The sequence below is a fragment of the Psychrobacillus syltrankelensis genome (genome assembly GCF_055454035.1).
In genome coordinates, this window is the sequence record NZ_CM144227.1 from 2,927,425 (window position 1) to 2,939,542 (window position 12,118).

Annotated in this window: 10 protein-coding genes; 7 read left to right on the plus strand and 3 right to left on the minus strand. The window is 36.3% G+C overall.

All coding sequences use genetic code 11. The features are described from left to right. Positions 1 to 197: 197 nt before the first annotated feature. The 5 genes from ACTSKG_RS14270 to ACTSKG_RS14290 all read left to right on the plus strand — a co-directional run bounded on the left by ACTSKG_RS14270 (position 198) and on the right by ACTSKG_RS14290 (position 6,040). On the plus strand, positions 198 to 1,496 hold the full coding sequence (locus tag ACTSKG_RS14270) for an ABC transporter substrate-binding protein (RefSeq protein WP_464755227.1): 1,299 nt from the start codon (positions 198 to 200) through the stop codon (positions 1,494 to 1,496). A 122-nt stretch (positions 1,497 to 1,618) separates the two neighbouring features. Next, the gene (locus ACTSKG_RS14275; RefSeq protein WP_464755229.1) at positions 1,619 to 2,479 is read left to right on the plus strand and encodes a carbohydrate ABC transporter permease; all 861 of its coding nucleotides are present in this window, start codon (positions 1,619 to 1,621) and stop codon (positions 2,477 to 2,479) included. Next, positions 2,479 to 3,294 carry a carbohydrate ABC transporter permease gene (locus ACTSKG_RS14280; protein WP_464755230.1) on the plus strand — a complete coding sequence of 272 codons (816 nt, stop codon included), beginning with the start codon at positions 2,479 to 2,481 and terminating at the stop codon, positions 3,292 to 3,294. The genes ACTSKG_RS14275 and ACTSKG_RS14280 overlap by 1 nt, the downstream gene beginning before the upstream one ends. Before the next feature lie 23 nt (positions 3,295 to 3,317). Next, the gene (locus ACTSKG_RS14285) at positions 3,318 to 4,382 is read left to right on the plus strand and encodes a LacI family DNA-binding transcriptional regulator (RefSeq protein ID WP_464755232.1); all 1,065 of its coding nucleotides are present in this window, start codon (positions 3,318 to 3,320) and stop codon (positions 4,380 to 4,382) included. Continuing rightward, a complete protein-coding gene (locus ACTSKG_RS14290; protein WP_464755233.1) occupies positions 4,379 to 6,040 on the plus strand; it encodes a glycoside hydrolase family 13 protein in 1,662 nt (553 codons plus the stop codon). Before ACTSKG_RS14285 ends, ACTSKG_RS14290 begins: the two co-directional genes overlap by 4 nt. 1,068 nt (positions 6,041 to 7,108) lie before the next feature. On the opposite strand, the gene ACTSKG_RS14295 is transcribed toward ACTSKG_RS14290, so the two are convergent. Both ACTSKG_RS14295 and ACTSKG_RS14300 read right to left on the minus strand, forming a co-directional pair. After that, entirely contained in the window at positions 7,109 to 8,389 is a 1,281-nt protein-coding gene (locus ACTSKG_RS14295) for a glucose-6-phosphate isomerase (protein WP_464755234.1), read from the minus strand. Between the two features lie 48 nt (positions 8,390 to 8,437). After that, positions 8,438 to 9,241, minus strand: a complete 804-nt coding sequence (locus ACTSKG_RS14300; RefSeq protein ID WP_464755235.1) for an ABC transporter substrate-binding protein — start codon at positions 9,239 to 9,241, stop codon at positions 8,438 to 8,440. Between the two features lie 255 nt (positions 9,242 to 9,496). Between ACTSKG_RS14300 and ACTSKG_RS14305 the strand changes: the two genes are divergently transcribed. Together ACTSKG_RS14305 and ACTSKG_RS14310 are read left to right on the plus strand one after the other, a co-directional pair. Continuing rightward, positions 9,497 to 9,814: a PadR family transcriptional regulator gene (locus ACTSKG_RS14305; protein ID WP_464755237.1), complete on the plus strand. Its 318-nt coding sequence runs from the start codon at positions 9,497 to 9,499 to the stop codon at positions 9,812 to 9,814. Beyond that, positions 9,814 to 10,356 carry a DUF2812 domain-containing protein gene (locus tag ACTSKG_RS14310; RefSeq protein WP_464755239.1) on the plus strand — a complete coding sequence of 181 codons (543 nt, stop codon included), beginning with the start codon at positions 9,814 to 9,816 and terminating at the stop codon, positions 10,354 to 10,356. The genes ACTSKG_RS14305 and ACTSKG_RS14310 overlap by 1 nt, the downstream gene beginning before the upstream one ends. Positions 10,357 to 10,438: 82 nt before the next feature. Here ACTSKG_RS14310 and ACTSKG_RS14315 read toward each other — a convergent pair whose 3' ends face one another. Next, a complete protein-coding gene (locus ACTSKG_RS14315) occupies positions 10,439 to 11,953 on the minus strand; it encodes a DHA2 family efflux MFS transporter permease subunit (RefSeq protein WP_464755240.1) in 1,515 nt (504 codons plus the stop codon). Positions 11,954 to 12,118: the final 165 nt, after the last annotated feature.

A 12,118-nucleotide genomic window follows, 5' to 3' on the forward strand; every position in this document is an offset into this window, starting at 1 on the left:
GCTAAGAACTGGACATGCGCATTTGTTAAACAAATATCAGAATTATTAATAAATAAAGGGTTGTTATCATATAAATGGTATGGTAGGATAAATTTAGTTAATTTCGTGCAAACGCTTTCATAGGCTTTGCTATTCTTTTTAGGCATTTGTGCAAACGTTTTCGCATGAATTAAAATTCCAAAGTGTGGGGGAGAAATATGAAAAGCAAATGGCGCGCAGGATTATTAGCAGCTTCACTCAGTTTAGCAGCAATTTTAACGGGTTGTAGTTCTGATGGGGAAAGCTCATCGAACAAGTCAACAGAAGAGAAAGTAACGTTAGACATTTTTCAATTCAAAGTAGAATTTAAAGATCAGTTTGAAGAAGTTGCTAAAACGTATGAAAAAGAAAATAAAAACGTAAAAATCAATATCACAACTGTTGGTGGTGGGGAAGACTACGGTGCAGCACTTCGTTCCAAATTTGCATCAGGCAATGAGCCAGCGATTTATAATATTGGTGGTCCTCAAGATGTTGCAGATTGGTTAGATAAACTAGCTGATCTATCAGGTTCTGCAGCAGCAAAAGCGGCATTAGATGGCTCCCTAGATGGAGTTTCGGTTGATGGAAAAGTATTAGGTCTTCCGTATAACCAAGAGGGCTATGGATTAATTTATAACAAAAATGTATTTGAAAAAGCAGGAATTGATCCAGCTTCTATTAAGGACTTTGCTTCCTTAGAAGCTGCAGTAAAACTATTGGACAGCAAAAAAGCGGAATTAGGTCTTCAAGCAGTATTTGCTTTACCAGGAAAAGAAACATGGGTAACCGGTTTGCACTTATCAAATGCTTTCTTAGCTCCAGAATTTGATAACAATGTCTTAACGGCATTTGACTCTAAAACCGTAGCATTTAAATATGGCGATGCATTTAAAAAAGTTCTGGATCTTCAAAATGCTTACTCTGTACAACCAACTGTAAGTCTTGATTATTCAAAACAAGTTGAGGAGCTATTCTCCTTACAAAAAGTTGCAATTATTCAACAAGGTAACTGGGTATATGGTTCAATTGCAGGCATCGATGAAGACTTTGCAAACAACGGCATTGGAATTTTGCCAATTCCTGTAGAAGGCTACAAAGGCGATAATATTCCAGTAGGAATTCCAATGTATTGGGGAGTTAATAGTAAGGCAGATAAAGCAGTAATTGAGGAATCAAAGAAATTCTTAGACTGGTTATACACTTCGGATGCAGGAAAAGAAACAGTGTTAAACGACTTTAAATTCATCCCAGCATACAAAGGATATGACTCATCTAAGATCTCTGATCCACTTTCAAAAGATGTTTATGAATATGCAGCGAAGGGCAAAACAATTGGCTGGACATTCATGGGCTATCCTACTGGATGGGGTATGGATGAATTAGGAGTTCAAATTCAGAAGTATTTAAGTGATAAAGCAAGCTGGGAAGAAGTTGTAGATGCAACGAAGAAAGCTTGGGAGTCTGCACGTAAATAATAAAGCACACTATTTTAAAACAAAGTAGCCATCGTGCTACTTTGTTTTGTAAAAAGAAAAGAAAACATGCTCTTTCGCCTTATAGGTAAAGGTGTATATCTGTCATTTTTGGAGGTGAGCAAATGCGAACAAGAGATTTATCGTATTGGGTATTTCTAATGCCGGTTTTGGCTGCATTGACATTAGTTGTAATAGCTCCTTTACTACTTGGTATCTATTACTCTTTTACAGATTGGAATGGAATTCAGACGAAAGGCTTTGTTGGCTTTGATAATTACATAGCATTATTTCAAGACGAACGTTTTCTTCACTCCTTATGGTTCACAACGAAGTTTTCCGTCGTATCTGTCATTCTAATCAACCTTATAGGATTATCACTGGCACTACTTGTAACAGCAAAATTAAAAACAAAAAAAGCAATGCGTACTATTTTCTTTATGCCAAACTTAATTGGTGGACTAATTTTAGGGTTTATTTGGCAATTTATCTTTACAAAAGCATTTGCGGGCGTTGGTTTAATTTTAGGGATAGAGAGTCTACAAGGATGGTTGTCTACTCCTAATACTGGTTTTTGGGGACTTGTCATCTTAATGAGCTGGCAAATGTCTGGATATATCATGGTTATATACATTGCTTACTTAGAGGGTGTTTCAAAAGAGTTGATAGAAGCAGCTGAGATTGATGGTGCAAACGCCTTTCAAAGATTTCGCCATGTGGTGTTCCCACTAGTAGCACCGGCCTTTACTGTTAGTATGTTTTTAACACTTTCAAATACATTTAAGTTATATGATCAAAACCTTTCCTTAACGGGAGGAGGTCCATATAATTCAACACAAATGGTAGCAATGGAGATTTTCAATACAGCATTTGGCCGTTATGACATGGCATATGCACAAGCAAAAGCAGTAATATTTTTCTTAATAGTTGCGGTGATTGCTTTAGTTCAGGTATATCTCAATAAGAAACGTGAGGTGGAAATGTAATGCGTAAAAAGTATTTAATTCCACTGGAGATATTAGGAGTATTTTTAGCCCTTATTTGGCTAGCACCATTTTATTTGATGATTGTGAACTCTTTAAAAACAAAACGAGCAATTTTTGAGGATACATTAAAACCACCGAGTTCAGTGACATTTGATAACTATGTGCAAGCATTTACAGAATTAGATTTTCTAAGAACTTTCATGAATTCTTTGATTATTACCACAATTAGTGTAATTCTTATTATTATTTTTTCAGCAATGGCAGCTTATGCACTATCGCGTGCAAAGGGAAATCTAAGCACTATTATTTTCTTTGGTTTTGTAGCGGCGATGCTAATCCCATTTCAATCAGTTATGATTCCTCTTGTTACAATTTTCGGGAAGATCGAAATGTTAAACCGTTCTGGACTAATATTTATGTATTTAGGCTTTGGTGCAAGTTTATCAATTTTTTTATATCACGGTGCTTTAAACTCAATTCCACGTACTTTAGACGAAGCTGCTACAATTGATGGAGCAAATAGATTTCAAGTTTTTTGGTTTATCATTTTTCCTATGCTTAAGCCTATTACGGTTACCGTGGCGATATTAAATACCATTTGGATTTGGAATGATTACTTGCTACCTTCTCTAGTCATAAATCAAAAAGGAATGGAGACAATTCCGTTAAAGATGTTCTTTTTCTTTGGAGAATATACAAAACAATGGCATCTTGCCTTGGCTGGACTAACTTTGGCGATAATTCCGGTCATAATTGCATATTTCTTTGCACAACGAGAAATTATTAAAGGTGTTTCAGATGGAGCAGTGAAGTAAAAATTGGAAAGGAGGGAATCCTATTGGTTGTTACAATTATTGATGTTGCAAAAGAAGCAAATGTTTCTCCATCTACGGTCTCCCGTGTTATTGCAGATAATCCGAGAATTAGTGAACAAACGAAGCGTAAAGTAAGGGAAGTCATGGAACGATTAGAGTATTACCCTAATTTTCAGGCAAGAAATTTAGCTGCGAAGAGTACCAAAACTATTGGTGTTATTATGTCAAACTCTACTTCACTGGCTTTTCAAAATCCATTCTTTCCAGAAGTCATACGTGGAATTTGTACAAGTGCACACAATAGTAAATATGGCATCTACCTATCAACAGGTGGTAATGAGGAAGACATTTATCAAGAGGTAGTGTCAATGGTACAAGGAAGAAAGGTGGATGGGATTATCCTTCTTTATTCTCGTGTGAATGACCGTACAATGACTTTTTTAAAGGATGCGCAGTTCCCATTTACGATGGTAGGTCGTCCTTATAAATTTGAGAATGAGGTTACGTATATTGACAATGATAATCAGAAAATAGCTCATGATGTTGTGGATTATCTATATGGCTTAGGGCATCGACAAATAGCATTTATTGGTGGAAATCTTGACTTTGTGGTTTCAAAGGACCGTTTGGAAGGATATCGGCAGGCGCTAATAAAGGCAGGACTTTTATATACAGATTCTTATTTTATCCATGATGATGCTTTTAAGGAAAATGGAGATAGAAGTATCTTCGAGTTGATGAATCTTGAAGTACCTCCTACAGCTATAGTGGCTCATGACGATTTAATTGCTTATGAAATCATTCGGCATTTAGAAGAGCTTTCCATACAAGTACCAAAGGATGTTTCGATTGTCAGTTTTAATAATCACTCCTTATCAGCATATGTAAAGCCTCCGTTAACTTCTGTAGATATTTCGATATTTGAGTTAGGTTTAGAAGCTACTAATTTTCTTTTAGAGAAGATGATTGATCCAAAATCGACAGTCAAACATCATTTTGTGCCAACAAATTTAATAGAGCGTGATTCATGTGGAAGTATTAAACAATTGTTGAATAAATACCAAAAAGAAAAAAGAGGGAAAAAATGAAGAGAATATGGTGGAAAGAAGCAGTTGCTTACCAAGTTTATCCTCGTAGTTTTCAAGATTCTAATGATGATGGGATTGGTGACTTACAAGGACTGCTTTCTAGATTAGATTACATACAAGACTTAGGGATTGATGTTATTTGGATTTGTCCGATGTATAAGTCACCAAATGATGATAATGGATATGATATTAGTGACTATCAATCTATCATGGAAGAATTCGGAACGATGGAAGATTTTGATGAGTTACTTCAAGAAGTGCATAGACGAGGTATGAAACTTATCATTGATTTAGTCATTAATCATACAAGTGACGAGCACTCCTGGTTTATTGAATCACGCACTTCAAAAAACAATGAAAAGCGTGATTGGTATATTTGGCGAGATGGTGTGAATGGAAAAGAACCGAATAATTGGGGAAGTATTTTCAATGGATCAGCTTGGGAGCTTGATAAGGAAACACAGCAGTACTATTTACATTTATTTTCTAAGAAACAGCCTGACTTAAACTGGGAAAATGAAGAAGTCCGAAATGCATTGTATAAAACTGTTAATTGGTGGCTAGATAAAGGTATAGATGGGTTTCGTGTTGATGCAATTAGTCACATAAAAAAAGATACCTCGTATAAAGACGTACCGAATGAACAAAATCTCTCCTATGTTCCTGCATGGGAAAAATATATGAACGTTCCAGGAATTATGTCCTTCTTAGAAGAATTAAAACAAGAAACATTCTCAAAGTACGACATTATGACAGTAGGTGAAGCAAATGGTGTTGGAATTGATGAAATCAGTGGATGGGTAGACGAAAAAAAAGGTAAATTCAATATGATTTTTCAGTTCGAGCATTTGAGCCTATGGGATGCAGAAAAGAAGAAGCTCGATATAATTGGCCTTAAAAAAGTTTTGACTCGTTGGCAAAAAGCTTTAGAAGGAAGTGGATGGAATGCCCTATTTATAGAAAACCATGATAAGGCGCGCAGCGTTTCCACTTGGGGTAATGATCAAGCCTATTGGAGAGAAAGTGCTACCTCATTAGCTACAATGTACTTTTTTATGCAAGGAACCCCCTTTATTTATCAAGGTCAAGAATTGGGTATGACGAATGTTCAATACCAATCGATTGAAGATTACAATGACATTGCAACGAAAAACTTATACAAATATCGACTAGATCAAGGAGATTCACACGAACAAGTAATGGAGCTTATTTGGTCAACGAGTCGCGATAATTCACGAACCCCAATGCAATGGTCTGCCGATGAAAATGCAGGTTTTACAAAAGGAAAACCTTGGTTAGGTGTAAATCCGAACTATAAAAAGATTAATGTAGAGGACCAAGAAACAGATCCGAATTCAATATTAAACTTTTATAAAAATATGATTCATTTGCGTAAAATAGAAAATATTTTTACCTATGGGGTATATGACTTGTTATTAGAGGACCACCCTTCGCTTTACGCTTATACTCGTACGCTTGGGCACAAAAAAGTAATCGTATTGTGTAATCTATCGGATCAATCAATTAAAGTAGAGGAAGTGCAAGACGTCATTTATAAGAAAACGAATTTGTTGCTTTCGAACTTAGAGGTTAATGAACATGAAGAGTTAGCAATACTTCAACTTGCACCGTATGAGGCAAGAGTATATAAAATATAAAAGACGTTTTGTCTTCGGACAAAACGTATTTTTAAGAGAATGTATATGCATCATTGTCCTACGAAACGAATGTTCATAGTACTTAAAGAATTAAATAATCCCGCGGATTTCCGTTTCAGGTGGACGCTTTCCGCGGGGGCGCCGCTTACGCGTTCGTTGTGATGGTTCATCTGTCTTCGAGGAACGAAGGCTAAGGCGCCACATCGTGTGGCAACGCCTTCGTGACCAACATCCTGTTGGCCTCCGTCTAGAGTCGCCACCTTTCACTACAATCCATTAAGTGAGTAGTACCTAACAAGAAGATTTAGCCCAGCTATCGCTAAGAGGAGAATTAATTTAAGAAACGTAGTGATCATGCCATCCTGTAATCGTAAGGCTTCATAGTACCTTTTAAAGGTTAGATTTTGATAGTTTTTCCATTTACAGTACATCGACTTGAATCAGTTGGTGCTTGATTTGAGTAGGGGTACTCCAGAAAAATAGATAGTATCCATTGATAAAGAAGGCTTAAGCGGACGAAATTGTATTTTCGTCCGCTATTGAATGAGTAGGAAAGTATTTTCTCTCTAATTATCCAAACCAAACGCATCATGACCTCACAAATTCCAAGAGGGCGACGGATAAACATCCACCACAAGATTATCGAAAAAAGTGGATTGAGAAGTGACGCAGTCACTTCTCAATCCACAAAAATTTAACCGATAATAGTGTAGCCAATGTTTCGTCCAAAGCACTCTAGAAATAATGAAGACAAGATGCACTTAAGGACGCTTGCGTTTTTCTTAAAAAAATGTATATGAATTGATGCCAGGAATATAGGTGATTTCCGCTGCAGGCGGACGATTCACAAGTCAGCAAGCATCAAGCCGTTCCCTTCCCCGCGCTCAGTCCAGGGGCCTGATTTGCTTCGCTAATCCCAAGCAGCGCCACCTTCCGCTTCAACCAGCTATGCAAATAATAAATTTCTTAATTTAGAGGTATTCAGTAATTGGGTTGCCCACCAGTATATCTGGTGGGCAACCCAAAAAAATAGAGCAAACCATAAACTTCTAGTTCACTCTACAAATGTTAATATCCAGGTTTCTTAAGAATCTTAAAGATATTGGTCTTATAGTCTTCCACACCAGGTTGATTAAATGGATTGATGTCAAGGAGATAAGCACTATACGCACAGGCCATCATATAGAAATATAAAAGGTGACCAATATGTTGTTCATCTAGTTTATCCATAGTAATAGTGATTTGAGGGACGCCTCCATTCAAATGAGCAGTTGCTGTTGCTTCATGACATGCCATGTTAAATTCATGAAGAGTTAACCCACTTAAATAATTAAGCTCGTCGCCGTTATTTTCTGCTTCGAAAACGGTTAAATCATCTGGGACACTTTTCACCATTAGAAAAGATTCAAATAACATTCTTTTTCCATCTTGGATATATTGCCCTAAGGAATGAAGATCGGTTGAATAAAGGACAGATGCTGGGAAAATTCCTTTCCCTTCTTTTCCTTCACTTTCTCCAAATAATTGCTTCCACCATTCTTGTACATAAGTCAACTTTTCATTAAAAGTTGCCATGATTTCAAGTGGGTATCCTGCATCATAAAGATGTTTGCGAATAACTGCATATTGAATAGCGCTATTTGATGTTGTATCATACTCCCCGAATTCTTGCTCCGCTATTTTTGCCCCATTAATTAGCTTTTCGATATCATAACCTGCTGCAGCTATGGGTAATAGACCGACTGCAGTGAAAACAGAGTACCGCCCTCCAATATTATCGGGAACGACAAAGCGACGATAGCCTTTTTCAGTAGCAAGTGATCGTAATGCTCCTTTTTTTTCATCCGTTGTAACGAGTATACGAGATGTAGCTTGTTCACCGTACCGTTTCTCCATATATTGTTGTAAAAAGCGGAACGCAATGGCAGGCTCTGTAGTTGTGCCTGATTTTGAAATAATATTTAATGTGACTTCTTTATTATCTAAATATGTAATCAGTTGCTTTAAATATTCCCCGCTTACTAAATGGCCAGCAAAAATAACTTCTAAGCCGGTTGGTTTTTTGAATGGAGTAGTTAGTGCCTCAATGACTGCTTTTGAACCTAAGTAGGAGCCGCCTATACCAATAACAACTAACACATCTGAAGTAGCTTGAATATGGTTTGCCGTTTCCTTAATATTTAGAAGAAATTCTTGATTCATATTGCTTGGCCAATCAGCCCATCCTAAATATTCAGCGCCTTCTGAAGATTTAGTATGAATCCCATGGTGAATTGCCTGTATTTTATGTTCCAATTCAGGTGTAAGAAGTTGTGTATAATCTCCTGAATAATTGACTGAAATATTCATACATTTCTCCTCTATTTAGAATTATTTTTTCTATCTTTCATTTTACCATCATTTAGAAAAAAAGTCGCTGAAATCCATGCTCATTAATTTTTCTAGGTAAGCTCCAGCATCTATCATTTTAGCACCGTACCAAAACATTTCCCCGTCTACTAGTAAAATTTTAGTATTCGGAAGAAAAGATTGAAATTCTGGGACATGTTTCTCCTGAAAAGGAAATGGTTCGGAAGCGAGCAAAAGGACATCAAGGTTTGCAGCGGCTAGGTCTTCTTTTGTTACGGCGGGATATCTTGAGTCATTTTTTTCAAAGGGATTATGGAAGCCTAGTCTATGTAGTATATCATTAATATAAGTTGTTCCTCCGACGACCATATAGGGTTTTCGCCAAATAACATAGGCAGCCTTTCCATTTTGCTTACGCGCAAGTGAATTGAAAGATTCTTTACATGAGGCAATGAGATTGTCTGCCGCAATTCTCTTATCCGTTAATTCCCCAAGTGTTTGTATAAGTCGGTAAGCATCCACTATTTTCTTGACCTCCATAACAAAAACAGGAGAAATCTTTTCAAGTGCTAGCACGATATCCTCTGTATTTTCTTCTTTTTCAGCTAAAACGAGATCTGGCTTCAAATTACGTATTTTTTCTATATCTACTTCCTTTGTTCCTCCCACAATTGGAACGTTCTCTACAATTATTTTAGGGAAAATACAATATTTTGTTCGTCCTACTATTTCCTTCTCAAGACCGAGTGCAAAGAGTGTTTCTGTAATTGCCGGACAAATTGAAATAATACGTTTTGGTGAAGCTGAAATATTCATTTGTCTCCCAAGATGATCGGTTATAAGATTAGTCATCGAATTCCTCCCTTTCTAATCTAATTCGTTAAATGGTGAAGGTTATCCTTTTCCTAAAATGTTCATATAGCAAACTCGAGACCAATTATACGGGACTTGCAATAAAATCTCAAAAGCGAGTAGCTAATTCTATCAAATACTAAATAAATAAAAATAATCGAGGCTAATCGTATTTCTTCATTGACAACTATATCGAGTGTTGATATAGTTTTTATATCGGCACTTGATATATCATCGAACGATAGGAGGGAAATGATGATACAGAACAATCCACCGCTAACAGAGGGTGTTTACTATATTTTGTTATCGCTTTATGAACCGCGCCACGGTTACGGCATCATGCAACTCACGGAGGAACTAAGCAATGGACGCGTACAACTTGGTGCGGGAACAATCTACGGTGCGTTAAAAACATTAGCTGACCGAAAATGGATTAATGCATTAGATGAAGATGGACGTAAAAAAGAATATATCATTACAGATCTAGGGAAAACAGTTGTGGAGTCGGAAATAAAAAGATTATATGAATTGTATGAAAATGGGTTACAAATAATGAAGGGAGCGAAGCCATAATGAAAAAAGTGAAATACCGTTTTTATGTTGATTATGAAAAAGAAGAACAGTGGATAAATGAGATGTCGAAGAATGGCTGGTATTTAGAAAGATTTATGGTCTTTCGGTATACATTTGCGAAAGGTGAACCTGGTGCTTATATTTATAGAAATGAGTTGCTCGCAGGGCTTACTTTAAAAGATAAAAATAATTATCTAGAATTTTTAAAGGAAAGCGGAATTGAGGTCGTAAATAAATTTGGGGGATGGGCATACTTTCGGAAGAAAGCGGCAGAAGGACCTTTCGAGATTTATACAGATACTACGTCCAAAATTTCTTACTATAATCGAATACTTAACCTTTTTACTCTGCTTTTTCTTTGTAATCTAATTATGGGTATATTCAACTTGGTTGTTTCGAAATCTGCACCTTATAAAGGTGTAGTAAATTTGTCAACAGGAATAGTTGGTGTAATAGTTGCTTGTCTCATTTTGATTCCAACTATGAAAGTATATCATCGTAAAAAGTCTTTGATAGATCAACAACAACTATTTGAAGAATAGATAAAGTGTTCTTCTAACTATTTAAAAAAGGTTGTCTCTAAGTAACGAAAATACTGAGGAGACAACCTTTTTTTGTATATAGTTAATTTAATACTTGCTCACTAGAGGTTTCTTTTTTTACCACTTTCACTGCAGATTTTCCACCAGTTGTTCGCTTAAGGAACAAGGATAGAATAAATGCAGCAACCGCAATACCGGTAGAAACTAAAAATGCATCGTTTATTCCTGAAATTGTTGCTTCCATCGTCACATGTTGCTGCATTTGTTGTAAAGCTTCTCCCGTAGGTGTAGCCGAAGAATTAGCCATAGCTTCCGATATCATTTCTTTCACATGTGTCGTCGTACGGTTAGACATAATTGTTACGAGTAAACTACCACCAATAGCACCAGATACTTGTTGAATTGTACTATTCATAGCAGTACCATGTGGTGTTAGACTAGCTGGTACTTGATTTAAACCGTTTGTCATAACTGGCATCATTACCATTGAAATACCGAACATACGAACCGAATAAAGCACGATTAAATGAGTATATCCTGTTGAATCCGTTAAATGGCTAAATAAGTATGTTGTGACAATAACAATTGCTAAACCTATATATGCCAAAACTTTGGGACCGAATTTATCGAAAATTTTACCTGTAATTGGCATCATTATCCCCATTATTAAAGCACCGGGTAACATCAATAAACCAGAATCCATTGCAGAAATTCCACGAATATTTTGAAGGTAAATTGGCATTAACAGCATGGCAGAAAACATGGCAATACTTAGTGTAACCGAAATGGCAGAAGATAGAGCAAACATTGGATACTTATAAACTCTGAAGTCTAGCATCGGCTCGCTTAGTTTGAATTGTCTAAGGATCAAGGTAACTAATGAGAGTACCCCTACTATAATAGTTAAGTAAACGCTTGGGGTAGACCAACCATGATTACCGGCAGTACTAAAGCCATATAAAATGCCACCGAAACCTAAAGCAGATAATACAACGGATAGTACATCGATTTTATCATAGCTTTTCTCTTTCTTATCTTTTAATTTCAAGAACCCTAAAATCCACACTAAAACCATAACTGGGACCATCATCAAGAATAACACTGTCCAATCATAGTGTTGAATGATCCAACCAGATAATGTTGGTCCAATAGCAGGAGCGAAAATCATTACAATCCCAAACATTCCCATAGCAGAACCACGTTTTTCAGCTGGAAATGTAGTAAATAATACAGTCATTAAAAGCGGCATAATCAATGCTGCTCCTGACCCTTGAATCATACGGGCAGCTAGTAAAACTGGGAAATTTGGAGCAAATCCACCGATTAATGTACCAACTATGAATAACCCCATGGCAGTCAAGAACAAACGTCTTGCTGTATTTTTTTTAATTAAGAATGCAGTAGTAGGTATGACAATTCCATTCACTAACATGTAACCAGTCGACAACCATTGTACCGTTGAAGGACTGACATCAAATTCTTTCATAATGGCAGGTAAAGCGACATTTAATAGAGTATTACTTAAAAGAGCTACGAATGCTCCGGTCATTAATATTGCTAACAAACCATACGACGGTTTTGTTTGTTTTTCAGACATATAGGTATTCTCCTTTTATTCTTTTGTACTAATAGTTCATTTATGAACCCTTAGTTTTACAAAATTTATAATACACCTTTGAAAATTAATTAGCAAGAAAAATATACAACAAGTACAATAATGTACTAACAGTATAATTTTATTATGCTATAATGATTAAGATTA

Excerpts from the sequence above, each read along its gene's own strand:
- ACTSKG_RS14270 (WP_464755227.1), top strand. The coding sequence starts at position 198 with ATGAAAAGCAAATGGCGCGCAGGATTATTAGCAGCTTCACTCAGTTTA.
- ACTSKG_RS14275 (WP_464755229.1), top strand. The coding sequence starts at position 1,619 with ATGCGAACAAGAGATTTATCGTATTGGGTATTTCTAATGCCGGTTTTG.
- ACTSKG_RS14280 (WP_464755230.1), top strand. The coding sequence starts at position 2,479 with ATGCGTAAAAAGTATTTAATTCCACTGGAGATATTAGGAGTATTTTTA.
- ACTSKG_RS14290 (WP_464755233.1), top strand. The coding sequence starts at position 4,379 with ATGAAGAGAATATGGTGGAAAGAAGCAGTTGCTTACCAAGTTTATCCT.
- ACTSKG_RS14295 (WP_464755234.1), bottom strand. The coding sequence starts at position 8,389 with ATGAATATTTCAGTCAATTATTCAGGAGATTATACACAACTTCTTACA.
- ACTSKG_RS14300 (WP_464755235.1), bottom strand. The coding sequence starts at position 9,241 with ATGACTAATCTTATAACCGATCATCTTGGGAGACAAATGAATATTTCA.
- ACTSKG_RS14305 (WP_464755237.1), top strand. The coding sequence starts at position 9,497 with ATGATACAGAACAATCCACCGCTAACAGAGGGTGTTTACTATATTTTG.
- ACTSKG_RS14310 (WP_464755239.1), top strand. The coding sequence starts at position 9,814 with ATGAAAAAAGTGAAATACCGTTTTTATGTTGATTATGAAAAAGAAGAA.
- ACTSKG_RS14315 (WP_464755240.1), bottom strand. The coding sequence starts at position 11,953 with ATGTCTGAAAAACAAACAAAACCGTCGTATGGTTTGTTAGCAATATTA.